Below are 26,861 nucleotides of genomic sequence, written 5' to 3' on the forward strand. Positions count from 1 at the left end.
GTATCAGTCTTATTTTACAATAGAGAGATAGAAAGGCAGACGTGCTTGAATGCGATCCATCGTTTCCAAGTCGTGCTTCATCTTGAGCGGCTCATACATGTCGCCCAATAACAGCTTGAGTTTGCCGTTCAGATAGCTATCCATGCTGTCGTCTATATTGAGCAATTGCTCCATTAAGCCCTGCTCTTCAGGATAACGTGTCACACTGTAGTCGTCGAGTTTGGCCAATTGGGCCGCCTTCTTGACAGCCGTGTCGAGATTGCCCAATGCGTCAACCAAGCGAATACGAAGAGCGTCCGAACCCAAATAAACATGTCCTTGGGCAATGGCTTCTACCTGCTCCATCGTCATGTGGCGACCTTCGGCCACACGTTTTTTGAACAAATGATAGCCCCGCTCAACGCTGCGTTGCAATAAGGTGAACTGTTCGTCAGTAAGGAAACGTCCATCAGCGCTCATCACCGAGTTACGGTTGGTTTTTACCTCGTCGAATTTCATACCCAAGATTTGAGTATATAGTTTGCTTCGGTCTTCAACAATGCCGAAGATACCGATACTTCCCGTGATGGTGTTGGCGTCAGAAACGATGTAGTTAGCCGCACTACTGATATAATAACCGCCCGAAGCTGCGGCGCCACTCATTGATACCACGACGGGCTTTTTCTTTTTCAGTTCCATAATCTGGTGCCACATTTGCTCCGAGGCATAGGCAGAGCCACCACCGGAGTTGATACGTAACACCACAGCCTTTACGTTTTCATCGTCAGCCAAGTCGCGCATGTTTTTGCAGAAGTCGTCTCCCACGATTTGGCTGCCGCCATTGAAGAGGCTTTGTGGGGTGGCATTATCCACAATTTCGCCCGAAGCCGTATAGACAGCAATCTTGTCTGATAGGCCATCAACGGGCTCTTCCTGCAAATCGCTGACTGCTACCTGATTGATTTCGTCGTCCTTATCTTGTCCCAGCATTTTGGCCACAACGGCTTTGGTTTGGTCATTGTAAAGGAGACCGTCAATCATGCGTGTCTTCACAAGCTGCTGCTGGTCCTCTAAAGTGATGAGGCGATCGGCGTAGGCGTTGAGCGAGTCTTTGCTGATTTTGCGACTTGCGGCTACGTCTGTTACGATTTTGTTCCACCAGCCGTTGAGGTATCGCTCCGTTTGTTCACGGTTGGCGTCGCTCATCTTGTCTTCCGTATAGATTTCAACGGCACTCTTGTATTTGCCCACCTTTACGGGTACTTCGCGTATGCCTATCTTGTCGAGCGTGTGCTTCACGTATCGCATCTCACCGCCAAGGCCGACCCAAGTCAGCTCACCCGATGGGTTTAAGTAAATCTTATCGGCCAATGACGACAGATAATAGCTGGCCTGCGACATGCTTTCGCCATAAGCTATAATCCATTTGCCTGATTTCTTGAAGTCTGCCAGTGCTTGATGCAGCTCCTCTAAGTGCGCCATTTCCGCGCCCAAGCCGTTAGCTTGAATAAAAATACCTTTGATTTTATCGTTATCGGTGGCATTGCGAATGGCTCTTTGGTACGCCTCAAAGCTCATTCCACTGATACCGTTTAGCTCATTCATGAAGTTTTGCTCGGTTCGTTCCGTCATTTCGCCCTCTAAATTAAGTACGAGCACGGAGTTATCTGTAATGTTCGTCGTTGTTTTTGAGGTAGATAGGATACCGACAAGGACAAATATGGCCAAAATGGTCATCAGGAAGCCGAAGAGAAAGAGTCCTACCATCGTGGCAAAGACGTGCTTGAAAAAATCTTTCATATAAATAGCATATTGGTTGTTGAATGAAGCGACGAATCAGTGCCCTCATGTTGCAGTAGGACAATATTCGCAATGACTTAGTTGCAAAGATAAAAGAATTTTGACATTTTCCAAAACGAAATGATTCTTTTTATATTTATAAAGGTGTAGAAAGGTAAGCGTTGACCAAATGTCCTGAACGCATGTGGGGCTAATCGACTGACATTTGTGTCACTATTTGTGCCAAGTTTGTCAGAAAAAGGTCCATTGGCATGCTTTTAGCTTCCCAAAGGGCAGCAATGAACAGAACGCATTTATAAAATTATACGATTATGAATATTAAACCATTAGCAGACAGAGTGCTGGTACTTCCTGCACCGGCAGAAGAAAAAGTAGGTGGAATCATTATTCCCGACACGGCAAAAGAAAAGCCACAGCGTGGCAAAGTCGTGGCTGTAGGTCAAGGTACGAAAGATGAACAGATGATACTGAAGGAGGGCGACGTAGTGCTCTACGGTAAGTATGCGGGTACCGAATTGGAGTGTGAGGGCGAAAAATACCTGATGATGCGCCAGAGTGATGTACTTGCTATTGTGACAGAATAATTCTTAAATCAATTACTTTTAAAATTAAACGATTATGGCTAAAGATATTAAATATGATGTAGATGCACGCGACCTGATGAAGAAAGGCGTGGATCAGTTGGCTAACGCGGTGAAAGTAACATTGGGTCCTAAAGGTCGTAATGTTGTTATCGAGAAGAAGTTTGGTGCTCCTCAGATTACCAAGGACGGCGTGACCGTGGCTAAGGAAATAGAACTTGAGGACAAGTTCGAGAATACGGGTGCCCAGCTCGTGAAGAGTGTTGCCAGCAAGACCGGTGATGACGCCGGTGACGGTACTACAACGGCTACCATCCTGACACAAGCTATCGTGACCGAAGGCTTGAAGAATGTTACTGCCGGTGCCAATCCCATGGATTTGAAGCGTGGTATCGATAAGGCTGTTGCCTGCGTAGTAGAACACATCAAGAGCCATGCCGAGAAGGTAGATGACAATTATGACAAGATAGAACAAGTGGCTACGGTTTCCGCTAACAACGATCCTGAAATCGGTAAGTTGCTGGCCGACGCCATGCGTAAGGTTTCCAAGGATGGTGTTATCACCATCGAGGAGAGCAAGACCCGTGATACCAATATCGGTGTGGTTGAGGGTATGCAGTTCGATCGCGGCTATCTCTCAGGTTACTTTGTAACTGATGCAGAGAAGATGGAGTGTGTTATGGAAAGTCCTTACATCCTTATTTACGACAAGAAGATTTCTAATCTGAAAGATTTTCTGCCTATTTTGCAGCCCGCCGCTGAGAGTGGACGTCCTCTACTCGTCATTGCGGAAGACGTTGATTCGGAAGCATTGACCACATTGGTTGTCAATCGTCTTCGTGGTGGCCTGAAAATATGCGCCGTAAAGGCACCGGGCTTCGGCGATCGTCGCAAGGCCATGTTGGAAGACATCGCAGTTCTTACGGGTGGTGTGGTCATCAGCGAGGACAAGGGCTTGAAGCTGGAGCAGGCAACGCTTGAAATGCTCGGTTCTGCTAAGAAGGTGACAGTGTCTAAGGACAACACTACCATCGTTGACGGAGCCGGCCAGAAGGAGAGCATTGCTGACCGTGTGGCACAGATAAAGAATGAAATCGCCAACACCAAGAGCTCTTATGACAAGGAGAAATTGCAGGAGCGTCTGGCCAAATTGGCAGGTGGTGTGGCCGTACTCTACGTAGGTGCTAACTCTGAAGTGGAAATGAAGGAGAAGAAAGACCGTGTTGACGACGCTCTGTGCGCTACTCGTGCAGCCATCGAAGAGGGTGTTGTAGCCGGTGGTGGTACTACTTACATCCGTGCCTTGGCAGCTTTGAAGGGCTTGAAGGGCGAGAATCAGGATGAACAGACCGGTATCAACATTATCGAACGTGCCATTGAGGAGCCGCTTCGTCAGATTGTGGCCAACGCAGGAGGTGAAGGTTCTGTTGTGGTAAATAAGGTTCGTGAGGGCGAAGGTGACTTTGGTTACAACGCACGCAAGGACGAATACGAAGATTTACGCAAGGCCGGAATCGTTGACCCTGCCAAAGTGGCTCGTGTAGCGCTTGAGAATGCTGCTTCCATCGCGGGCATGCTGCTCACTACAGAATGTGTCATGGTAGACAAACCGGAGGACAAACCGGTTATGCCGGCAGCCGCCCCGGGTATGGGAGGCATGATGTAAGCCGATAAAGAAGTAGAAAATTTATTTTAAAATAATAGGGGGGGCAGGCCATTGGCACTGTCCCCTTATTTGTTTGTAAGGCTGTAATCGGCAGCCTTTTGTTTATTATTCTTAAGCTCTTGGATGGGGTGAAGCGTGCCATATTCGTTACATTCAGCGGTCTTTTGATCATTATCCTTACGGTAATCATGGACTCTTTTTTATTTGTGAGGCGCAATGGGGATGTTTAGTTTAATATGGTTGGCGGCGTGAGTTTTATCCCTTAATTTTATAAACACGGTTGAGCGGGTTTGTCAAAGGGGGCCTTTTGTGCTGTCAAAGCAGGCTTTTGACAAGCTCAAAGCAGCCTTTTGACCGTGTAAAAGGGCAGCTTCGGCAAAGTGGTGTTTGGTGCTTGAATAGGTGGCGATGGGCAAATAGGGCACTATTTAATAAAAAATAATTGTAAAACTTTTGAGCGTATAATAAAAAATATTATATTTGCAACGAGAACTAAGATTATATGCGGATTGTTTGAAATAATCCGATTACGATATTTTTTTTGATTTGTTTTAGTAGATTAGTTTTTAAGTAGTTTGTTTATGAAAATCGGTTGTCGGGATGACATCCGATTTTTTTATGGATTCATTTTGCGTTCTCGCTTGATTATATTACTTTTGCAGAATGAAACAGCATGTAGATTGGTGGTTGTAAATAGCGTTTCCAATCTGATGAAATCATAGTTATATGCAGAAATTATTGGAATTGTATAAGAGTTGGACCGGTGCGGAACCGGCTCAAGTAGACAAACTGCCGGGAGCAGGCAGCAATCGCGAATACTTTCGATTGACAGCCGCTGATGGTTCCACTCTTATCGGTGTGAAAGGCACGAGTCGTGATGAGGACCATGCTTTTATCTATTTAGACCGTCATTTTGTGGCACGGAAGTTACCGGTGCCCGAGGTGTTGGCTGTTTCAGATGACGAGTTGTGCTACCTGCAGACCGATTTAGGTCGTCGTTCGCTCTTCGACGCTATCAAGGGTGGCCGTGAGGCAGGTGGCCGTTATAATCAATATGAGAAGGAATTGTTGAGGCGTACCATCGTGGCACTGCCCGAAATTCAGATTCGAGGAGCACGCGATTTGGATTGGTCCAACTGTTATCCGCAGCCGGAGTTCGATACCGACAGCGTGCTGTTCGACTTAAATTACTTCAAATATTGTTTTTTGAAGGCTACCGGGCTTGATTTTCATGAGTTGAAGTTGGAGGCCAACTTCAGAATGTTTGCCAAAGACCTGACTTCAGAGAACAATGAGAGCTTCTTGTATCGTGATTTTCAGGCACGAAACATCATGCTCGATGAGAACGATAACCCTTTCTTCATTGATTTCCAAGGGGGAAGAAAAGGCCCGTATTACTATGATTTGGCTTCATTTCTTTGGCAGGCGTCGGCCAAATACCCCTTTAAGCTGCGCCGAGAGCTCATTTTTGACTACTATCAGTCGTTGAAAAACTATGTGGAAGTGCCATCCGAGCGCCATTTTGTGGCCCGTTTGAGCTTGTTTGTCTTGTTCCGTACCTTGCAGGTGTTGGGCGCTTATGGGTTCAGAGGCTATTTTGAGCGCAAGAAACACTTCCTTGATTCCATTCCACCGGCCATGCAGAACCTGCGTGAACTGTTGCGGCTCAATCCCGACATCTTCCCTTATCCTTATATGATGGATATGTTGAAGCGGTTATGTGAGTTGCCCCAATTTGCCGTTCAGGCGCCGCACGTGAGCCAAAGGGCCGATGGTTATAAGACCACAGATACTAACGTATATCCTGCCCATCCGCAAGATGGCCCCGCGACTTTCTCCAAGTACGATGGTAAAGGGCCATTGGTGGTGAAAGTCTTTAGCTTTTCCTATCGCAAGGGCCTGCCTTCCGATGAGTCGGGAAATGGCGGTGGCTACGTATTCGACTGCCGAAGCACCCATAACCCCGGCCGTTACGAGCCTTACAAGCAGCTTACCGGACTGGATGAGCCGGTGATTCGCTTCTTGGAAGATGATGGGGAAATACTTAAATTCCTTGATCATGTATATCAGTTGGCCGACCATCACGTGGCCCGCTATATGCAACGAGGTTTCACAAGCCTGATGTTTTCCTTCGGATGTACCGGCGGTCAGCACCGCAGTGTGTACAGCGCGCAACATTTGGCAGAGCATATTCATGAGAAATTCGGCGTGGAAGTGCGTATTTGTCATCGGGAACAGCAAATCGAGAAGGTGCTTAAGGCCAAATAGCCCCTCCTTTTTTATTTCATAAAATACAACAGAAGAAAATATCCTTACGCAGTTATGATGCAAGCAATGATATTCGCGGCCGGTAAAGGTACACGGCTCAAACCGCTCACTGACACTATGCCGAAAGCCTTGGTAGAGGTAGGTGGGCAGCCGCTCATTGAGCAAGTCATCTTGAAGATGAAAGCCGCGGGCTTCACCCACTTGGTCATCAATGTGCATCATTTTGCCAATCAGATCATAGATTTCCTGCGTGCGCATGATAATTTCGGCCTTGACATTCAGATAAGTGACGAGACGGATGGACTGCTTGAGACCGGAGGAGGTATTAAGAAAGCCGGTCCGCTGTTCAGGAAAGATTGTCCCATCCTTATCCATAATGTCGATATATTAAGTAATGTGGACCTGCGTAAGTTCTATTCCTTGGCTCCATCGATGATGACCGGCGACGATGTGTCGTCCCATCGTGAGGTGGGCGCCACGCTGCTGGTGAGTTGGCGGGTCACCCAGCGTTATATGATATTTGATCAGGACATGCTGTTGGTAGGCTGGATTCATTTGGGAACGGGCGAGGTTAAGAGCCCCTATGATTGGGTGAAAGCCATGCCCATGCCACGGACTGCCGAAGAGTGCGTGCTGATGAACAGCTGCCCGGCCGACGCTACGGCGGGAATGAGGCAGTTACGTTTCTATGCTTTTGCGGGCATGCACAACTTCTCACCCTCATTGCTGCCCCTGATGGCCGGTTATCCGGATAAGTTTTCCATTATAGATTTCTACCTGCAAACTTGCCATGTGCAACCGATAAGGGGCTATCTGAAAGAGGATTTGCGCCTGATGGATGTGGGTAAGTTGGAGACATTGAAAGAAGCTGAAAGTTTCCTCGCGACATTGTGAGTGGGACTTTCAGCTTGTTTTTTAGCCATGGGCAGTGCTTTTATTTGATTAAAATATATAATTTTGCAGTAATATAAACCCTTAACAACATGCAACAGAAGATAATTATACTTGATTTCGGTTCACAAACTACCCAGCTGATTGGCCGTCGTGTTCGTGAACTCGACACCTTCTGCGAGATTCTACCTTACAACAAATTTCCTCAGAACGACCCCGATGTCATCGGAGTGATTCTCAGTGGCTCGCCCTATTCGGTGCATGACCCCGAGGCTTTTAAGGTTGACTTGTCGCAGTTTGTAGGCAAGTACCCCGTGCTGGGTATCTGCTATGGTGCCCAATTCATATCCTACGCCAATGGCGGTAAGGTAGAGCAGACCGGAACACGTGAGTATGGCCGTGCCCACTTGCAGCAGTTCGACGACGAGAATCCCTTGTTTAAAGGCTTCGAGCCCAATTCTCAGGTATGGATGAGCCATGGTGACACCATCACGGCTATCCCTAATGATTGTCATGTGATAGCCAGCACGGCCGATGTGCGCTTTGCTGCCTATGCAAGTACGAAGAATCCGCTTTGGGCAGTGCAGTTCCATCCCGAGGTTTTCCACTCTACGCAAGGCAAACTGTTGCTAAAGAACTTTGTTGTTGACATCTGTAAGAGCCGTCAGGAGTGGAGTGCCGCCTCGTTCGTGGAGAGCACCGTGGCTCAACTCAAAGAGCAGTTGGGTAATGACAGGGTTATCCTTGGTCTTTCGGGCGGTGTGGATTCTTCCGTGTGTGCTACGCTGTTGAACCGTGCCATCGGTAAAAATCTCACTTGTATCTTCGTGGATCATGGCATGTTGCGCAAGAATGAGTTTACCAAAGTCATGGAGGCTTATCAAGGATTGGGCCTGAACGTGATAGGAGTGGACGCCAGCGAGAAGTTCTTTAAGGACCTCGAAGGTGTTACCGACCCTGAGAAGAAGCGTAAGATTATAGGTCGTGACTTCGTGGAAGTGTTCAATGCCGAGGCCAAGAAGATAACCGACGCCAAATGGCTGGCCCAAGGTACGATTTATCCCGACCGTATCGAGAGCCTCAGTATTACGGGTATGACCATCAAGAGCCATCACAACGTGGGCGGATTACCCAAGGAGATGAAGCTCCAATTGTGTGAACCTTTGCAGTGGTTGTTCAAGGATGAGGTGCGTAGAGTGGGCTATGAGCTTGAAATGCCCGAGCGTTTGATCAAGCGTCATCCCTTCCCCGGCCCCGGATTGGCTGTCAGGATACTTGGCGACATCACCCGTGAGAAGGTGCGCATATTGCAGGAAGCCGATGATATTTACATAGAGCACATGCACAACTACACCATGCCCGACGGGACAAGTCTTTACGACCACGTGTGGCAGGCCGGCACCGTGCTGCTCTCGACGATTCGCAGCGTAGGTGTCATGGGCGATGAACGTACCTATGAACATCCCGTGGCATTGCGTGCGGTGACCAGTCAGGACGCCATGACGGCCGACTGGGCACATCTGCCATACGATTTCATGGCCAAGGTGAGCAATGAAATCATCAACAAGGTGAAGGGGGTGAACCGCGTTTGCTACGACATCTCCTCCAAACCGCCTTCGACCATAGAGTGGGAATAGCCTATGAACTTTGGACGGCAGACCGACGACTATCGTCGGGAAGAGCTTATTCGAAAGTTGGAACACAGCATAGAACAGCTTTCGCTTGCTGAATTGGAGGCACTTTATTATGATATGATAACGAAAGATTACGTGAAATAGAAACGGGGTTGTGGCATGGAAGTTTACTTCTGTCGCCGCAACCTCTTTTTTTTTTGAAATGATCGTGTGAATTTAAAGGATAGTTTGATGGATAATTACCAATACTATACGGCTCGTTATGAAACGCTGGCGGGCATTGTGGCCCGACTGAAGCGGCGCAATCGGGCTTTCATTCTGGCCGAAATACTTTTTTTCGGACTGTTCATAGCCGGATTGGCCCTCTATGCCGGCACATTGTTGGGCTGGAGTGGCTTGCTGTTGGTTGGCCTGTCGTTGGCAAGTTATGTGCTGACGCGGTTGCTCGACAGCCGCAATGCTGCCCGGATAGCCGACTGCGAAAATTTGCAGCAGGTCTATCAGCATGAATTGGAGGCACTGCGAGGCGATTATAGCTCCTTTGACGACGGGCAGGAGTTTGTCGACTATCACCATCCGTTCAGCTTTGACCTCGACATATTCGGCCCCCGGTCGCTGTATGCTCGCATGAACCGCTGTGTGACCACGGGAGGAAAGCGCTTGTTGGCCTGCTATCTGGACTTTAAAGCTATCTGTTATCAGCCTGAAAAGATAGCTTTTTGCAGCCAGCAGCTGCCCTTTTTGGACGCGTTTCAGGCCCTTGGACAAGACCGGAAGACCGATACGTTGGGCCTGTTGGCTCTGCGTGGCTCGATGCAAAGGCTGGAATTGCCCGGATGGCTGGGCAGGAGGTGGGCCAAGGTGCTGGCTTGTTGCATGATCGCCGTTTTGCCTTTGCTCGTCTTGTTGGCAAGTCTGGGCGTGGTGGATAGTACGCTGCCCCTGTTCTATGCCACCTTGCAGTTCTTCGTGGTCTTCCTTGTCTGCAATGCGCCCGCACGTTCCATCGGTCGGCAGACGGATTTGTTGCATCGCGAAAGTGAAAGTTTGATAAAGTTGTTACGTCTCTGCGAGCAACAGCGGGAGTGGCCTGAGTCGATGAAAGATGAACTGGCATGTTTACAGGCAGCGATGAATTCAGCCCGACTGCTGGAAGATCTCATCCGGCGGCTCGACCGGCGAGGGAATATTCTGGGCCTGTTCCTGCTGGATACCTTCCTGTTGAACGACTTTTTTTTGATTCGGGACTATCTGCGGTGGCGTGATGACTATGTCGAACATGCGGAGTCGTGGATGAATGCTTTGAGCCATGTCGACGCCTTGGTATCGTTAGGTCGCTTTGTCTATAACCATCCTGAAGCAAGGCAGGCCGAGGTCGTGGATAGCGAGACGATGGTTTATGAAGGAGAAGGATTGTACCATCCCTTCCTGGGGGCTGAGGCTGTCAGGAACGACTTTGCTATTCCCGATGGGAGTTACACGATAGTGACGGGTGCCAACATGGCGGGGAAGAGCACGTTCCTGCGTACGCTGGGAATCAACTATGTGCTGGCACGCAACGGCATTCCTGTCTTTGCCAACCGGATGAAGGTTTCGCGCTTCAATTTGTTCAGCAGCATGCGTACGACGGATGATCTGGCTGAAGGCATTTCCTACTTTAATGCCGAACTGTTGCGGCTGGAACAGCTCGTCCATTTCTGCAAGCTGCCGTCTTATCAAGCCGGAACGGCTTCCGGTCAGGGTCACACTTTGATTATTCTGGACGAGATATTGAAGGGCACGAACTCACTCGATAAGCTCAATGGCTCCCGTTTGTTTCTGGAACAGATATGCAAGTTGCCCGTGTCGGGTGTCATCGCTACGCATGATTTGGAACTTTCAAAGCTGTCAGACGAGCTTCCACATCGCTTCCGAAACTATTGTTTCGAAATAGAATTGGGTGAAAACGTCACCTATTCTTATCGTATCACGCCGGGGGTAGCCCGCAATCAGAATGCAACATATTTGCTGAAGCGTGTGCTGAAAGAAATAGACTCCCCGTGATTACTATGGATGTGCACTGCCTTTAAATCATGCTGATAGGCTCTTGCTATTCTAATAAGAAGAATAAAATATGTTAATTATATCAGGTTTGTTTGACTTTCTGTAAAGTTTGCTTTACTTTTGCATGGTGTCTTATGACCTAATTTAATTAATTCTCTAACATTTTCTTATTATGAAAGCAAATTATTTGTTCCCAAACAGATGTAAACAGATTGGCTGGTGGCTGTTTGTTCCTTTTGCAGTGTTGAGTTTTCTCGTTTGCACGGGTGTTCTCGATGATGAGTTGGTCAAGATAAAATGGTTGGGTTATGCGATAGTGCCTTTTGCAGAACCCTATTTTGGTCTGGCGACGCACGGAATCCTGAATGAGATTGCCTTTCTTGGAATCTTGATTTCTCTGTCGCTTATCTGTTTTGCACGTGAGAAAGACGAGGATGAATATATATTAAGTCTGCGACTTTATTCGCTTGTCTGGGCCATCAAGATTGATGTCGTCTTGCTTATTATTGCAAATTTTTTCTTGTTTGACTTGGCTTTCTTTTATTTCATGATATTTTATCTGGCACTGATCTTCCTGCTTTTTATCGCCAAGTTTTATTTCGAATTGCATAAATTAAGAAGCTTCAATGAAAAATAACGTGAGAGTGGAACGTGCTGTTGTGAGAATGACGCAGACGGAACTGGCTGAAAGGGTGGGAGTGAGCCGTCAGACAATCAATGCTATTGAGTCGGGGAAATACGTGCCTTCAACCGTTTTGTCCCTCAAAATATGTCGAATCTTCGGTCGTTCGTTTGATGATGTGTTTCAACTCGAAGATAGTGACTGGATCAAATAGCAGGAATAGTAAAAAGCCCGAATCTGAATCACCAGGTTCGGGCTTGTTTGTTGGTTGATGTTTTAAAAGCTGTGTTTATTTGTTTTTCAGTAAATCTCTGATTTCTGTCAGCAGTTTTTCTTCCTTTGTAGGTTCCGGTTCGGGAGCAGGAGCTGCAGGCTCTTCTACCTTCTTCTTCGCCATCTTATTGATTCCCTTTACCAGCAGGAATACGCAGAAAGCAATGATAATGAAATCGAAAGCAGTCTGGAGGAAGTTTCCGTAGTTAATGGTTGCGGCTTCCATCTTCTCTACTCCGGGAATATCTACGGTGGGGAGAGTAAGTTTCAAGTCGGTAAACTTAACACCGCCGATGAGCCAACCGATAGGAGGCATGATAATATCGTCAACTATGGAGCTAACAATCTTGCCGAAAGCGCCGCCAATGATTACACCGACTGCCATGTCGACAGCATTTCCTTTTACTGCGAATTCTTTGAATTCATTGATGAATTTTCCCATAAAAATATTGTTAAAAGTGAGTTCTTGTGGTCGCAAAGTTAACGAATATCAATGTAATATTCGCAAAAAAGATTGAAGTTTTATGTAAATCTGCCTAATTATTCTATTATTGGACGTATTTTTATGTAAAATGCTTTCCTATGGTCTGTCTTTCAATGGTAATGAAAGGTTTGTATGAATTTTATTGATTTGTCAAATTACCAATAAAGTTCCGAATTGCAATATAGAGTTGGCAATGGAAAAACTATTTTGCCTATAAGTTTGAATATATGGTAAGGAGCCTCGTTTTTTAATATATTTAATACATGTGGCATTTATGATTTAGAAATATATTTTGTATCTTTGCGCATGAAAACGGAACTCTTTCCGTTATGTAAAGATAACGTTTTATACATTTTTATATAAATAAATAAATTAAAATGACAAATGTAGCTATTAACGGCTTTGGCCGTATTGGTCGTCTCGCATTCCGTCAGATGTTCGAGGCTGAAGGTTATGAGGTTGTTGCTATCAACGACTTGACAAGTCCTAAGATGCTTGCTCACCTTTTGAAGTATGATACTGCTCAGGGTGGTTTCGCCGGCAAGTTTGGTGAAGGTAAGCACACTGTAGAGGCAACAGACAACTCTATTATCGTTGACGGTAAGGAAATTACCATCTACGCTAAGCCTAACGCAGCTGAACTTCCTTGGGGTGAGCTCAATGTAGACGTAGTTCTTGAGTGCACAGGTTTCTATACTTCTAAGGAAAAGGCTTCTGCTCACATCGCAGCAGGCGCTAAGAAGGTTGTTATCTCTGCTCCCGCAGGCAACGATCTTCCTACCATCGTATTCAATACTAACCATGAAACTCTGACTCCGGCCGATACAGTTATCTCTGCAGCTTCTTGCACAACAAACTGCTTGGCTCCTATGGCTGCTGCCTTGAACGGCTATGCTCCTATCCAGTCAGGTATCATGTCAACTATCCACGCTTATACTGGTGACCAGATGATTCTTGACGGTCCTCAGCGTAAGGGCGACCTCCGTCGTTCACGTGCCGGTGCTTGCAACATCGTTCCTAACTCTACCGGTGCTGCTAAGGCTATAGGTCTCGTTATTCCTGAGTTGAACGGTAAGTTGATCGGTTCTGCACAGCGTATCCCTACTCCTACAGGTTCTACTACTATTCTTATCGCTGTTGTTAAGGGTAAGGATGTAACTGTAGAGGGTATCAATGCCGCTATGAAGGCTGCTACAACTGAGAGCTTCGGTTATACAGAGGATCAGATCGTTTCTTCTGATATTATCGGTATGCGCTTCGGTTCACTCTTCGACGCTACTCAGACAATGGTTAGCAAGATCGACGAGGATACCTATCAGGTACAAGTAGTTTCTTGGTATGACAATGAGAACTCTTATACTTCTCAGATGGTTCGTACTATCAAGTACCTCGCAGAGTTGAAGTAATACACGAGTTTACTTACTCAAAATATTCCCTGACGGCATTTGTCGTCAGGGATTTTTTATTATCTTTGTTACATGAAGAAGCTTCTGACAATCTTAGGACCTACCGCAAGTGGAAAGACACAGTTGGCCGCGCAGTTGGCTTATCGCCTGAACGCGGAAATAATTTCGGCAGACTCGCGGCAGGTTTATCGTGGCATGACAATCGGGACGGGTAAGGACTTAGCCGATTACGAGGTGAATGGAGTGGCCATACCTTACCATTTAATAGATATATGTGAGCCGGGAACTAAATATAATTTATTCTTGTATCAGCAGGATTTCTACGATGCTTATATCGAAATACAGAAAAGAGGAGTTCAGCCCATCCTATGCGGGGGAACGGGACTTTATATAGAGTCGGTTCTCAAAGGTTATAAATTGTCCCCGGTGCCGCAAAACGAGGAGTTGCGTACGGCTTTGGCTGATAAGACTTTAGAAGAATTGACGAAGCTGTTGATAGATTTAAAGGCTAAAAGTGGCAGTACGATGCACAATCAGACGGATGTTGACACGGCGCAACGTGCCATTCGTGCTATTGAAATAGAAACTTATAATTTAGAACATCCCGTGTCTGAGCGGGAGTTGCCGGCAGTAGATTCTTTAATCATAGGTGTTGATATAGAACGAAATTTACGTCGTGAGAAGATCAGTAGGCGCCTTCGTCAGCGTTTGGACGATGGCATGATAGATGAGATAAAAGGCTTGTTGAATCGTGGTATTCCCGCTGACGATTTAATCTATTACGGCTTGGAGTATAAATATATAACGGAGTACGTGGTAGGGAAGTTGTCTTATGATGAAATGTTTTGTGGTTTGGAAATTGCCATTCATCAGTTTGCGAAACGGCAGATGACTTGGTTTAGAGGCATGGAACGCAGAGGTTTCACGATTCATTGGATAGATGCGCAACTACCAATGGAAGAAAAGTTGCAAAAGATAGTAGCGTTATTAGGCTGAACATGCCGCTTAACCTAATTTGGAAATCAACTCTAATTCTTCTATATTTATCAGCTTTATCTTTCTTCCATCTATGGCGATAATCTTTTCTGCGGCCAATGCGGAGAGTGTACGGATGGCGTTGCTGGTCGTCATATTGGAGAGATTGGCCAAATCTTCTCGGCTCATATAAATGCTCAAGGTATAGCCATCTTCCTCTAATCCATAATTATCTTTTAAAAACAACAGCGCTTCAGCCAATCGTCCCCTGATATGTTTTTGTGTAAGACTGATGGTGCGGTCGTCACTATAGCCCAATTGGCGGGCTAAGTGGTGCATGAAAAATAAGCTGATATTGAAGTTTTCTTGCATAAGTTGCAAGATTATATCCATTGGGAAAGAAGCGATGAGCGAAGGCTCAAGTGCGGTAGCGATTGCCTTGTAGTGCTCTTCGGCGAAATAAGCCCTGAAACCAAAGAACTCAATAGGTTTGATAACACGTAGGATTTGGTTTCTTCCACCTATTCCATCCTTATGAATTTTGACTTTGCCATGGATGAGACATATCATGTATTCAGGCTTGTCAAAATCATTGTATATGATTTCGTTTTTCTTGAATTGCCGCAATGTGACATTGTCAAGCAACGATTGACGCTGTGATAGTGTCAAAGGAGACCAGAGGTTACTTATGGCTTGAATCACCTCTTCTTTTCGTAGGTCCGGTTTAGAAATCATATCGTGTTATAAATGTACTACCATGTGCAAAATTACGATTTTAGTTTGATATAATGATATGTCTTGATAAAAAATGTATTTTATAACATGTTTTCTGAAGTTAATGTTCATTTATCGTCTTTTAAATTTTGTGGTGAACAAATAAAATGTTACTTTTGGAGATAGAAGATATATTCTTCAAAAAGTTAAGAAATTACCTTTAAAAAACATTTAAAGCCTTAATATAAGAGAACTATGAGTTATTTACGATTTGAAAAAGCACTGATGACTAACCTTGAAGAGTCTCTTCCAAGGGAGTTATTGCGTACAAACCGTTCCGGAGCTTATTCATGTTCTTCTATCGTTGATTGCAATACAAGAAAATATCATGGACTATTGGTCGTCCCGGTTCCCGAGTTGGACGATGAGAATCATGTGTTGCTTTCTTCAATGGATGTTACTGTAGTACAGCATGGAGCAGAGTTTAACTTAGGACTGCACAAATACCAAGGCAACAACTACAGTCCCAAGGGGCATAAGTACATCAGAGAATTTGATTGCGATAAGGTGCCAACAACGCTTTATCGCGTGGGTGGAGTCGTTTTGAAACGAGAAGTTGTTTTCCAACATTACGAAGACCGCATTCTTATTCGGTACACACTTGTTGATGCACATTCAGCCACAACCCTTCGTTTCAGGCCTTTCTTGGCCTTTAGAAGTGTGCGTCAGTTTACACATGAGAACTGTGTGGCTAGCCGGGATTACCAGCAAGTGGACAACGGAATCAAGACATGTATGTATGCGGGCTACCCCGATCTTTACATGCAGTTCAGCAAGAAAAATGAGTTTGTGTTTGCTCCCGACTGGTATAGGGGCGTGGAGTATCCCAAGGAGCAGGAACGTGGTTATGCCTCGAATGAGGACCTATATGTTCCCGGCTACTTTGAAATGCCAATAAGGAAAGGCGAGAGCATTGTTTTCTCTGCTTCAACTTCAGACATAAAGATTTCTAAATTGAAGAAATTATTTGAAGATGAGGTCGAGGAACGCAGTCCCCGTGATAATTTCTTCCATTGTCTTGTGAACGCAGCTCATCAGTTCCATCTTCGTATGAAGAACGATGACAGATACATTTTGGCCGGTTATCCATGGTTTAAGTGTAGGGCACGCGACACTTTTATCGCTCTTCCGGGATTGACATTGTCTATTCAGGAGCGCGATTATTTTGAATTGGTCATGCAAACTGCCGAACGTGCGTTGCGTGAGTTTATGGAAAATAAGCCTCTGACGGGTAAGATGTATGAAATAGATCAGCCCGATGTCTTTTTATGGGCGTTCTGGTGTGTGCAGCAATATGCCAAAGAGGCAGGGATGGATGTGTGTCTGAAAAAGTATGGAATGCTCTTGAAAGACATGTTGATGTTTATCGAGTCGGGCAAGCATCCTAACTTAGAGTTGGCCGAGAATGGCCTTCTCCGTACTTATGGAAAAGACAAACCTGTCACTTGGATGAATTCTACTGCGAATGGAAAGCCTGTTGTTCCGCGTACCGGATACATTGTTGAATTTAATGCGCTTTGGTTTAATGCCCTGAAATTTTCGGCTTCGTTGGCAACACTTGATAATAATTCAGAAGTAGCAGAGCATTTGAATGAATTGGCAGAGCAGTGCAAGCAGTCTTTTGTAGATACCTTCATGAATGAGTATGGCTATCTGTTTGATTATGTAGATGGCAATATGATGGATTGGAGTGTGCGGCCCAATATGATTTTTGCCGTCGCTTTGGATTATTCTCCTTTAAGTCAAGAGCAAAAGAAGAGTGTTCTTGATATTTGTACCCGTGAACTTCTTACTCCTAAGGGACTTCGTTCGCTCTCGCCAAAGAGTGGAGGATATAATCCGCTTTATACCGGTCCACAGAATCAACGTGACTATGCTTATCATCAAGGCACGGCATGGCCGTGGCTGGGAGGTTTCTATATGGAAGCCTGTCTGAAGCTCTATAAGGGATCTCGGTTGAGTTTTATTCATAGGCAATTGGTTGGTTACGAGGATGAAATGATGAACCGTTGTCTGGGAACCATTCCGGAATTGTTTGATGGTAATCCTCCCTTCCATGGACGAGGAGCCATTTCGTTTGCGATGAATGTGGCCGAGATACTTCGGACATTGGAGTTAATGGAGAAATTTAATTATTAGAAGGAGGAACGAATATGAAAGTATTAATGTTTGGATGGGAGTATCCTCCTCATGTTTTTGGTGGCTTGGCAACTGCTAATTTTGGTATTACGGAAGGCCTGAATGCGCAAGGTGATGTAGATATAACCCTTTGTTTGCCCAAGCCTTGGGGCGATGAGGATCGGAGTGCCGCAAATATCATAGCCATGAATTGTGTGCCTGTGGCTTGGCGAGACGTTGATTATGACACGGTCAAAAACAGGATAAGCCATGTAATGGATCCTGACTTTTATTATCAGCTACGTGACCATATCTATGCCGATTTCAATTATATGAACGTGAACGATATGGGATGTATAGAGTTTGCCGGTGGCTATCCGTCAAATCTGCATGATGAGATTAATAATTATTCGGTCATTTCCGGCGTTGTAGCCCGCACCGTTGATTTTGATATTATCCATGCCCATGACTGGTTAACTTATCCTGCCGGAATTCATGCCAAGCAAGTTAGCGGTAAGCCATTGTGCATTCATGTGCACGCAACTGATTTCGACCGTAGCCGAGGTCATGTGAATCCAACGGTTTATTCTATAGAAAAAGATGGTATGGATAATGCGGATTGCATTATGTGTGTGTCAGAGTTGACACGACAAACCGTGATTCATCAATACCATCAAGACCCGCGTAAGGTGTTTACTGTTCATAATGCCGTTTATCCATTGGTAAAGGAATTGCAGGACATACCACGCCAAGACCATCACGGGAAAGAAAAAGTTGTAACTTTCCTTGGACGTCTTACGATGCAAAAAGGTCCCGAGTATTTTGTCGAAGCGGCCAATATGGTGCTCCATCGCTCTTGCAATGTCAGATTCTGTATGGCCGGTTCGGGCGATATGATGGACCAAATGATTTACCTTGCGGCCGAACGTGGTATTGCCGATCGATTCCATTTCCCCGGCTTTATGCGTGGTAAGCAGGTCTATGAATGCCTGAAAGACTCTGATGTTTATGTCATGCCATCGGTGAGTGAGCCTTTTGGTATTTCTCCGTTGGAGGCTATGCAGTGTGGAACTCCTACCATTATCTCAAAACAAAGTGGTTGTGCTGAAATCCTGACCAACTGTATCAAAGTAGATTATTGGGACATTCAGGCGATGGCTGATGCGATTTACAGTATTTGCCATAACGAAAGTTTGTTCAACTATTTGCAGGAAGAAGGCAAAAAAGAGGTTGACCAAATCACTTGGGAGAAAGTAGGTTTATGGATACGTGAGCTTTACGAGCGAACATTAGGTTGGAAATAGTCTCACTGTTTTTAATCATGAATTAAATTATCTATCAATTACTGATAACTAATAATATAATAACAATGAAAACAATTTGTTTATATTTCGAGATACATCAGAGCATTCATCTGAAGCGCTATCGTTTTTTTGATATAGGAACGGACCATTATTACTACGATAATTATGAGAATGAACGCTCGATAGGCGACATTGCGGAGCGCAGTTACATGCCGGCTTTGAACGCATTGCAGTCAATGATTCAAGAGCATGGTAAGTTCTTTAAAGTGGCCTTTTCCTTGAGTGGCGTGGGCATAGAGCAACTTGAGATTTATGCCCCTCAAGTTTTGGAGAAACTTCAGGAGCTGAACGAGACCGGATGCGTGGAGTTCCTTGCCGAGCCTTATTCGCATGGTCTGTCCTCATTGGTCAATGAAGACTGCTTTGCCAGCGACGTGAAGAAACAATGCCAAAAGATTAAAGAATACTTCGGACAGGAGCCTAAAGTGCTTCGTAATTCATCACTCATCTACAGTGATGACATTGGTCAGCAGGTTGCTCACATGGGATTTAAGGGTATGTTGACCGAAGGTGCACGTCACGTGCTGGGCTGGAAGTCGCCCCATTATCTCTATCATTGCTCACTGAATCCAAAACTGAAACTCTTGTTGCGTGATGTCAAGTTGAGCGATGACATATCGTTGCGTTTCAATAACAGCGAGTGGGACGGCTATCCCTTGTTTGCTGATACCTATATGGACGAGATAGCCCGCTTGCCGGAGGAAGAGCAAGTCATCAATGTCTTTATGGAACTGTCTTCATTGGGCATAGCCCAACCCTTGTCAAGCAATATTTTAGAGTTCATTAAGGCACTTCCTATTTGTGCGAAGCAGCGGGGTATCACTTTCTCAACGCCTACAGAAATATGCATGAAGATGAAGAGTGTCGGCGAACTCAACGTTCCTGACACGCTTAGCTGGGTAGATGAGGAAAGAGACATCAGCAGTTGGCTGGGTAATCCTATGCAGCGTGAGGCCTTTAACAAGCTCTACAGCGTGGCCGATCGTGTACGTATTGCCAATGATCCACGTATTAATCAGGATTGGGACTACCTGCAGGCCAGCAACAACTTCAGATTCATGACAACAAAGCCCAGCAATGTGGGACTTGACCGAGGCATATACATTAGTCCGTTCGACGCTTTTACCAATTACATGAATATTTTGGGCGATTTCATTAACCGTGTAAACCGTCTTTATCCCGAGGAACTTGATAACGATCAGTTGGAAGCCATGCTTACGACCATCAATAACCAAGGTGACGAGATAGAGGTGAAAGACAAGGAAATCACCCGTTTGCAGGCTAAAATCGCTAAGTTGGAATTGGCCGAACTGAAGCTGCGTGAGAAATATGAAGGCGGCAAGAAGGCAGAGAGCAAGCCGGCGAAAAAGGCTCCGGCCAAGGCTGTTAAAGCTCCATCTGCCAAGGCTAAGCCCAAGAAGGCTGCTGAACCAAAAACTGCTAAATCGGAAGAAAAGAAGGCATAAAGTTGTATGAAGTGTTAAATTCAAGTATTTTCTTGCTTTTATCAATAATATAACTTATATTTGCCACATGTTTAAGATTTCGTATTTATTTTTATTTTAACGAAATCATCCCTCGAGGTTGGTAGCTTCCTGCGCCAACCTCTTTTTTTATATACTTGATAATTAGTTTATAGCATTTGTATAATAAGAAGCTCAAAAGGGCGTTATCAATCAAAGGACGCTCACCGGGCATGGGGCCGTGGAGCCGCTTTGTGCGGACCGTTCCATGGTTTTGCCCCGGTCTGTCACTTATGTTGAAATGTCAATCCGTCATGTTTAAAATGTCAGTATCTTAATAAAAAAATGTGCTTATGAAGTTTCTTACACCTGAAGAATTACTAATTTTGCGCCCCGAAGCAGAAGCTCCGTCCCTGACGACGCTGCAACTGATTCGGCAAATAGCCCATAGCTATCGGCCTGCGGATGCGAGGGGTGGACATCCCAGCCTCTGTCTGAATTAATTATCAATTTGTTTTAACTCATTTTTCGTACTTATAAATATCTTTGAAATGACTACACTAATTTCCCCATCTTTGCTTTCAGCAAACTTTATCGACTTGAAATCAGATATAGAAATGATTAACAAGAGTGAGGCCGATTGGCTCCATTTGGATATAATGGATGGGGTTTTCGTTCCCAATATCTCTTTTGGCTTCCCCGTAATCGAGGCTGTCAGCAAATATTGTCAAAAGCCTTTGGATGTACATTTGATGATAGTCCATCCTGAACACTATGTCAGCCAAGTGGCCAAGACCGGCGCCATGATGATGAATGTGCACTATGAGGCTTGCACCCATCTGCATCGTACCGTGCAAGAAATCCATAATGCCGGTATGAAGGCCGGCGTGACGCTCAATCCCGCCACTCCCGTGGCGTTGCTCGAGGATATTATCACCGATGTGGATATGGTGTTGCTAATGAGTGTCAATCCGGGATTTGGCGGTCAGAAGTTCATTGAGAACACGGTGAAAAAGGTACACCAACTTCGCGAACTGATAGCCCGTACGGGTAGCCACGCACTTATTGAGGTCGATGGTGGCGTTCAGGCCGATACGGCGCCTTGCCTTGTGGAAGCCGGTGCCGATGTGTTGGTCAGCGGCAGCTATATCTTTAAAAGCGCCAATCCTTTGTCTACTATTTCCGAATTGAAGCAGTTGACACGTTAAATCGAGCCCAACCATTTCATAAAAACAATGAAGCCGACAGATTTCCATAAAGGAATTTCTGTCGGCTTCGTTATTTCTTGAGATATAGATTCGGTCGTTGACGTTTACTCCATTTGCAGATGAATGCGATTGTCCCTTATCATGCGTCGCATGTTGAGCAGGGCATAGCGCATACGTCCCAGCGAAGTGTTAATGCTGACATTGGTCATTTCGGCTATTTCCTTGAACGAAAGCTGTTGATAGTAGCGCATGTAGACCACCTCGCGTTGGCTGGCCGGCAGTTGCTCCATTATGTTTTTAACGTCGTTCATCACCTGAGTATTCACGAATTCACGCTCGATGCAATCGGTCAGCGCTTCATCATTTTTCAGTTTGGCCAGCTCCTGATTGTCGGTTTCAATTACCTTTTCTGATTTGGTCTGCCTGAAGTTATCCATGATGATGTTGTGTGCTATTCGCATCATCCACGCCGCGAACTTGCCATTATCCACGTATTTTCCTTGTTGCAGCTTCGTGATTACTTTGACAAAGGTCTCTTGAAAGATGTCGTCAGCCATGTCATGATCGCGCACGACGAACATGATGTATGCGAAGAGTTTTGATTGATTGCGTTCCAACAACAAATCAAAAGCCTTATTGTTGCCGTCGATATAGCGCAACGCCAACTCTTCATCGGTCATTTCCTCAAGATTCTTCATTTTTCAAAGTGTCGTTTCTTTGCGTGCAGATGTCGTAACAAGCGTTTTAAAATGATTCCTAAGCCCATTCCCAAAGCAGTGCTTTCGCCTTGCGAAAGGTATCTTTTGGCTTTGCGAAAGCGGCCCTTTCATCGGGTCAAAAGGCCATAATCAGAAATCGATGGCTGTCGTGCTGTCCCGTGAACCGCATATTTATATAGCAAAGATATGGATAATTTTCTTTATGCCCAAATATTGTCCGATATTTTCATCGGCGGCTTTTACGAGGTTGTGGCTGTGGGTAGCCCATGCCTAAGTAGGACTTTTGCCGGTGGGTTGCTGTCGGATGACGGCTGTTTTTCCTATTTGTTTTCTTGGGAATGGCGCATGGCCTTTAGCTCCTTGTGGCAAAGTGGCGTAGTTTGTTATGAGGCATAAGAGGCCGATGTCTGTATGTAGAAATAGCCGATGATGGCTGCTGTTTTTAAGGGAATGATGCAGGTGAGTTGTGATAGTAGATAGATAGGCTGATTTAAAAAATGTAAGAAAAAGTGAAGAAAAGTTTGTGGATTTATATAAAATGCGTATATTTGCAGCAATCAAACAAATAATTCGATGAAAATGAATGTAACTATAGCATGGTGGTGGCACATCTCAAGATTGAAAAGTCGTGAGTAGCGAAGCCGTGTGTATATAGTTTCATTGAGAAAAATAGCCGAGGCCTATCGTACTTACGATAGGCCTCGGTTCGTTTTATACCTCTTCATCAAGTTTTAAAATCGATTCAATATTTCAAAATTATGGGTACGAAAGATGTTTTTACCGAAATGGTGGTTCGTGAGGCGGAGTCTTGGTGGCGTAGTTGGTAGGGGAACGCTCCTGAAAACACGTTATGCAGACAGATAACCGGCCCTTGGCCTTACACCAATTAATAGAAAAATGACGATGATAATAAAAGTTTGTGGGATGCGCGACGCTGACAATATTCGTGCCGTATCCGATTTGGGAATTGATATGATAGGATTTAATTTCAGTCCTTCGAGCGAACGTTATGTGTCGATGGTACCAAGTGGAGCGGGTATTATGCCCGACGAGCCGGCCGATGATTTAAGGACCGATGACGTCAGTGCACGAGCCTTGAGGCGGGTAGGCGTCTTTGCGGATGAAACGGTGCAGGACATTGTTACTCGCGTTTTTTATTTTGAACTCGACTATGTGCAGCTTAATGGCAATGAAAGCGCCACGATGATTCAAAACCTCAAGGCCACCTTGAATCCTGATGTTCAGGCTAATGTGAAGATAATCAAGACTATCCCCGCTTCTGTCGCCGCCGATTTGGAGTGTTGCAAGGACTATGAGGGCGTGGCAGACTTGTTTCTTTTTGATGTGAAAACACCGATTGAAGGCAACGCCGGTGCCGATTTTTATGACTTGTTGCTTCGCCATTATGATGGGAAAACACCTTTTTTGCTGGGTGGCGATATAGGTCCGAAAGACGCGGATAGGCTCAACGCTTTCCATCATCCTATGTTGGCAGGCATTGATTTGGATTCAGCGTTTGAATTGTCAGCCGGGGTGAAAGACGTCAATTTGTTGCGAGATTTTATTCAAAAGCTGGATGTGGGGAGAGCCAACAGCCATGACGCGCCATAATTGGATGGAAAATAATTAGCTTAATCGCTTTCCTATAGCATAACGAATCAATTGTATAACACGTAAAAATATAAAGAAAATGAGCAATCAACCTAATAAAGAAGGATTTTATGGCGACTTTGGTGGCGCCTATGTTCCGGAGAGTTTACGGCAGTGTATTACCGAATTGCAGCGGTCTTATCTGCCAATTATAGAGAGTGAGGCCTTTCAGAAGGAGTATCATCAGTTGTTGAAAGATTATGTGGGCAGGCCTTCGCCGCTTTACTATGCACGCAGGATGAGCGAGAAATATGGGTGCCGGCTCTATCTGAAGCGCGAGGATCTGAACCACACGGGGGCTCATAAAATCAATAATACGATAGGGCAGATACTCATGGCCCGCCAAATGGGCAAGAAACGAATCATCGCCGAGACCGGAGCGGGCCAGCATGGTGTGGCCACAGCCACCGTTTGCGCGCTGATGGGGATGGAGTGTGAGATATTCATGGGTGCCACCGACGTGGAGCGCCAGCACCTGAATGTGGAGCGTATGCGTATGCTCGGTGCCACGGTGACGGCCGTACGGAGTGGTAACATGACCTTGAGCGATGCTTGCACGGAGGCTATTCGCAACTGGTGTGAGCGTCCTCAAGATACCTTTTACATCGTAGGCTCAACGGTAGGTCCCCATCCTTATCCCGATCTTGTGACCCGTATGCAGAGTGTTATTTCAAAAGAAATAAAATGGCAGTTGCAAGAGAAGGAGGGAAGAGATTATCCCGACTATCTCGTAGCCTGCATTGGAGGCGGAAGCAATGCCGCGGGTACGATGTATCATTACATAGATGACAGCCGGGTAAAAATATGTTTGGCTGAGGCCGGAGGCCGTGGTGTGGATACCGATTTCACGGCAGCCACCATCAATTGTGGCACCGAGGGCATTCTTCATGGCTCACGCACGTTGGTGATACAGACCGATGACGGGCAGGTGAAAGAGGCTTATAGTATCAGCGCGGGGTTGGATTATCCGGGAATAGGCCCATTGCAGGCCCAGTTGGCGCGGAGCGGTCGCACCCATGTTTTTGCCATCAATGACGACGAGGCCATCGGTGCCGGTTACGAACTGACCCGCATGGAGGGTATCATTCCGGCCATAGAGAGCGCTCATGCCGTAGCCGCCTTGCGGAAAATGAAGTTTAAGCAGGATGATGTCGTGGTTCTTACGGTAAGCGGACGAGGCGATAAGGATGTTGAAACCTATCTGAATAACAAGGCCATGGCGGAAGGATTTGGCTTTTAGTCAGGTTGTTTTGGCCCCGTTAAACGTAAGTTCCCCCTTTATCTTCTGGGCTTTTAAAGTTGAAGATAAAGGGGGAACTTTGTATTGTAATATGTTTGCGTGTCTGCTTCGGTCGTTAAAATTCGCTGGTAAAGTGGAATTTTATGTCCTTGAAGTCTTGTTGTGCCATGCTGAGAACGTAGCCCGAGTCGGCAAGGAATACGTCGCGGCCCTCAATGTCCTTGGCCATGTATTGGTATTTGCGCTTCTTGAAGTTTTCCAAAGCCTCGGCGTTCTCCGCTTCTATCCAGCATGCCTTGTGAAGGTGGACGGGTTCCCAGCGGCATTTGGCGTTGTACTCATTTTCAAGTCGGTACTGAATGACCTCAAACTGGAGCTGGCCTACCGTTCCTACAATGCGACGGCCATTGAACTGGTTGACGAAGAGCTGGGCCACACCCTCATTCATGAGCTGCTCAATTCCCTTTTGGAATTGCTTGCTTTTCATGGGGTCGTCATTCTCTATGTACTTAAACATTTCGGGAGAGAACGAGGGCAGTCCGCGGAAATGGAGCTGTTCGCCTTCGGTCAGGGTATCGCCAATCTTGAAAATGCCATTGTCCGGCAGTCCGACTATATCGCCCGGATAGGCTTCGTCGATAGTGCTTTTGCGCTGGGCCATGAACTGTGTGGGCGACGAAAAGCGCACCGTCTTGCCCAATCGCATGTGGAGGTAGGGCTGATTGCGCACGAATTTACCAGAACATATCTTGCAGAAAGCGATACAACTGCGGTGGTTAGGGTCGATGTTGGCCGTTATCTTAAAGATAAAGCCGGTGAATTTCGGCTCCTCGGGTTGCACCATGCGCTCTTCGGCCTTGGTAGGTTTGGGGCTGGGAGCTATCTCCACGAAACAGTCGAGCAGTTCTTGCACACCGAAATTATTGAGGGCCGACCCGAAAAACACGGGGGCTACCTCCGCGTTGCGGTAGGTTTCGACGTCGAATGTGGGATAAACACCGTCTACAAGTTCCAAGTCGTCACGTAATTGTTGGGCTTCCCGTTCGCCTACTTGGGCGTCTAATTCCGTGCTTTGAATATCTACGGCAACCTTTTCGGTCACACGTTGCTTGTTGGGAGTGAAGAGGTTGAGCTGTTGTTCGTAGATGTTGTAAACGCCCTTGAAGCGTTGTCCTTGGCCGATGGGCCAGCTTAGGGGGCGTATCTTTATCTGTAGTTCTTCCTCAAGTTCGTCCAACACGTCGAAAGGATCGCGGCCTTCACGGTCCATTTTGTTGATGAAGATGATAACGGGGGTATTGCGCATGCGGCAAACTTCCATCAGTTTGCGTGTTTGTGCCTCAACACCTTTGGCGCTGTCGACCACGATAATGGCCGAATCAACGGCAGTCAACGTTCTGTAAGTGTCCTCGGCGAAGTCTTGGTGGCCGGGAGTGTCGAGAATGTTGACCTTATAGGGCTGTCCCGTTTCTGCGTCCGGAAGGTAGTCAAACTCCATAACGGAGGTTGAAACAGATATGCCGCGTTGCTTTTCAATGTCCATCCAGTCGGATGTGGCGGTCTTGCGAATCTTGTTATTCTTTACGGCTCCGGCCACTTGAATTTGACCTCCGAAGAGTAGAAATTTCTCTGTCAGCGTGGTCTTACCGGCGTCGGGGTGCGAGATAATCGCGAAAGTACGTCTTCTTTGTATTTCGTTCATT

General features: G+C 46.0%; 24 protein-coding genes. 19 read left to right on the forward strand and 5 right to left on the reverse strand.

Annotation, left to right across the window (positions count from 1 at the left end; all coding sequences use genetic code 11):
• Positions 1-9: 9 nt before the first annotated feature.
• On the reverse strand, positions 10-1,779 hold the full coding sequence (gene sppA, locus VIR50_RS04445; protein WP_331933932.1) for a signal peptide peptidase SppA: 1,770 nt from the start codon (positions 1,777-1,779) through the stop codon (positions 10-12).
• Positions 1,780-2,090: 311 nt separating this feature from the next.
• Here sppA and VIR50_RS04450 point away from each other — a divergent pair, with 311 nt between their 5' ends.
• The 9 genes from VIR50_RS04450 (at position 2,091) to VIR50_RS04490 (ending at position 11,698) form a co-directional block, all read left to right on the forward strand.
• Positions 2,091-2,363, forward strand: a complete 273-nt coding sequence (locus tag VIR50_RS04450) for a co-chaperone GroES (RefSeq protein ID WP_331933933.1) — start codon at positions 2,091-2,093, stop codon at positions 2,361-2,363.
• 34 nt (positions 2,364-2,397) lie between these two features.
• Positions 2,398-4,026 (forward strand): chaperonin GroEL, encoded by a 1,629-nt coding sequence (gene groL / locus VIR50_RS04455; RefSeq protein WP_331933934.1) that lies wholly within the window; start codon positions 2,398-2,400, stop codon positions 4,024-4,026.
• A gap of 726 nt (positions 4,027-4,752) precedes the next feature.
• Positions 4,753-6,294: a RapZ C-terminal domain-containing protein gene (locus VIR50_RS04460; RefSeq protein ID WP_331933935.1), complete on the forward strand. Its 1,542-nt coding sequence runs from the start codon at positions 4,753-4,755 to the stop codon at positions 6,292-6,294.
• Positions 6,295-6,348: 54 nt separating this feature from the next.
• Positions 6,349-7,188 carry a sugar phosphate nucleotidyltransferase gene (locus tag VIR50_RS04465; protein WP_331933936.1) on the forward strand — a complete coding sequence of 280 codons (840 nt, stop codon included), beginning with the start codon at positions 6,349-6,351 and terminating at the stop codon, positions 7,186-7,188.
• An 89-nt stretch (positions 7,189-7,277) separates the two neighbouring features.
• A complete protein-coding gene (gene guaA / locus VIR50_RS04470) occupies positions 7,278-8,822 on the forward strand; it encodes a glutamine-hydrolyzing GMP synthase (protein WP_331933937.1) in 1,545 nt (514 codons plus the stop codon).
• Between the two features lie 3 nt (positions 8,823-8,825).
• The gene (locus VIR50_RS04475; RefSeq protein WP_331933938.1) at positions 8,826-8,963 is read left to right on the forward strand and encodes a hypothetical protein; all 138 of its coding nucleotides are present in this window, start codon (positions 8,826-8,828) and stop codon (positions 8,961-8,963) included.
• Between the two features lie 87 nt (positions 8,964-9,050).
• Positions 9,051-10,862, forward strand: coding sequence for a MutS-related protein (locus VIR50_RS04480; protein WP_331933939.1), 1,812 nt, complete (start codon positions 9,051-9,053; stop codon positions 10,860-10,862).
• A gap of 172 nt (positions 10,863-11,034) precedes the next feature.
• Positions 11,035-11,499: a hypothetical protein gene (locus VIR50_RS04485; RefSeq protein WP_331933940.1), complete on the forward strand. Its 465-nt coding sequence runs from the start codon at positions 11,035-11,037 to the stop codon at positions 11,497-11,499.
• A complete protein-coding gene (locus VIR50_RS04490; RefSeq protein ID WP_331933941.1) occupies positions 11,489-11,698 on the forward strand; it encodes a helix-turn-helix transcriptional regulator in 210 nt (69 codons plus the stop codon). The genes VIR50_RS04485 and VIR50_RS04490 overlap by 11 nt, the downstream gene beginning before the upstream one ends.
• A gap of 75 nt (positions 11,699-11,773) precedes the next feature.
• Here the strand turns inward: VIR50_RS04490 and mscL are convergent, their stop codons facing one another.
• On the reverse strand, positions 11,774-12,199 hold the full coding sequence (gene mscL, locus VIR50_RS04495; protein ID WP_331933942.1) for a large-conductance mechanosensitive channel protein MscL: 426 nt from the start codon (positions 12,197-12,199) through the stop codon (positions 11,774-11,776).
• Positions 12,200-12,618: 419 nt separating this feature from the next.
• Between mscL and gap the strand changes: the two genes are divergently transcribed.
• Positions 12,619-13,647 (forward strand): type I glyceraldehyde-3-phosphate dehydrogenase, encoded by a 1,029-nt coding sequence (gap, locus tag VIR50_RS04500; protein ID WP_331933943.1) that lies wholly within the window; start codon positions 12,619-12,621, stop codon positions 13,645-13,647.
• A gap of 72 nt (positions 13,648-13,719) precedes the next feature.
• Positions 13,720-14,643: a tRNA (adenosine(37)-N6)-dimethylallyltransferase MiaA gene (gene miaA, locus VIR50_RS04505; protein ID WP_331933944.1), complete on the forward strand. Its 924-nt coding sequence runs from the start codon at positions 13,720-13,722 to the stop codon at positions 14,641-14,643.
• A gap of 9 nt (positions 14,644-14,652) precedes the next feature.
• On the opposite strand, the gene VIR50_RS04510 is transcribed toward miaA, so the two are convergent.
• Complete coding sequence (locus tag VIR50_RS04510; protein WP_331933945.1) at positions 14,653-15,357, reverse strand: Crp/Fnr family transcriptional regulator; 705 nt, start codon at positions 15,355-15,357, stop codon at positions 14,653-14,655.
• A gap of 234 nt (positions 15,358-15,591) precedes the next feature.
• Here VIR50_RS04510 and VIR50_RS04515 point away from each other — a divergent pair, with 234 nt between their 5' ends.
• From VIR50_RS04515 to rpe, 5 genes are all read left to right on the forward strand, one after another.
• Complete coding sequence (locus VIR50_RS04515; RefSeq protein WP_331933946.1) at positions 15,592-17,535, forward strand: glycogen debranching enzyme N-terminal domain-containing protein; 1,944 nt, start codon at positions 15,592-15,594, stop codon at positions 17,533-17,535.
• A 14-nt stretch (positions 17,536-17,549) separates the two neighbouring features.
• Positions 17,550-18,818: a glycosyltransferase family 4 protein gene (locus VIR50_RS04520; protein WP_331933947.1), complete on the forward strand. Its 1,269-nt coding sequence runs from the start codon at positions 17,550-17,552 to the stop codon at positions 18,816-18,818.
• 65 nt (positions 18,819-18,883) lie between these two features.
• Entirely contained in the window at positions 18,884-20,344 is a 1,461-nt protein-coding gene (locus VIR50_RS04525; RefSeq protein WP_331933948.1) for a glycoside hydrolase family 57 protein, read from the forward strand.
• A gap of 350 nt (positions 20,345-20,694) precedes the next feature.
• Positions 20,695-20,844: a hypothetical protein gene (locus VIR50_RS04530; RefSeq protein WP_331933949.1), complete on the forward strand. Its 150-nt coding sequence runs from the start codon at positions 20,695-20,697 to the stop codon at positions 20,842-20,844.
• Positions 20,845-20,892: 48 nt separating this feature from the next.
• Positions 20,893-21,549: a ribulose-phosphate 3-epimerase gene (gene rpe, locus VIR50_RS04535; protein WP_331933950.1), complete on the forward strand. Its 657-nt coding sequence runs from the start codon at positions 20,893-20,895 to the stop codon at positions 21,547-21,549.
• 104 nt (positions 21,550-21,653) lie between these two features.
• Here rpe and VIR50_RS04540 read toward each other — a convergent pair whose 3' ends face one another.
• On the reverse strand, positions 21,654-22,247 hold the full coding sequence (locus tag VIR50_RS04540; protein WP_331933951.1) for a sigma-70 family RNA polymerase sigma factor: 594 nt from the start codon (positions 22,245-22,247) through the stop codon (positions 21,654-21,656).
• Between the two features lie 207 nt (positions 22,248-22,454).
• On the opposite strand from VIR50_RS04540, the gene VIR50_RS04545 reads away from it, so the two are divergent.
• From VIR50_RS04545 to trpB, 3 genes are all read left to right on the forward strand, one after another.
• Positions 22,455-22,664: a hypothetical protein gene (locus VIR50_RS04545; protein WP_331933952.1), complete on the forward strand. Its 210-nt coding sequence runs from the start codon at positions 22,455-22,457 to the stop codon at positions 22,662-22,664.
• Between the two features lie 501 nt (positions 22,665-23,165).
• Positions 23,166-23,879 (forward strand): phosphoribosylanthranilate isomerase, encoded by a 714-nt coding sequence (locus VIR50_RS04550; protein WP_331933953.1) that lies wholly within the window; start codon positions 23,166-23,168, stop codon positions 23,877-23,879.
• A gap of 79 nt (positions 23,880-23,958) precedes the next feature.
• Positions 23,959-25,158, forward strand: coding sequence for a tryptophan synthase subunit beta (gene trpB, locus VIR50_RS04555; RefSeq protein WP_331933954.1), 1,200 nt, complete (start codon positions 23,959-23,961; stop codon positions 25,156-25,158).
• A gap of 115 nt (positions 25,159-25,273) precedes the next feature.
• Here trpB and VIR50_RS04560 read toward each other — a convergent pair whose 3' ends face one another.
• On the reverse strand, positions 25,274-26,860 hold the full coding sequence (locus VIR50_RS04560; RefSeq protein ID WP_331933955.1) for a peptide chain release factor 3: 1,587 nt from the start codon (positions 26,858-26,860) through the stop codon (positions 25,274-25,276).
• Between the last annotated feature and the right edge of the window lies 1 nt (position 26,861).

Source organism: Prevotella sp. (assembly GCF_036570325.1).
Taxonomy (GTDB): domain Bacteria; phylum Bacteroidota; class Bacteroidia; order Bacteroidales; family Bacteroidaceae; genus Prevotella.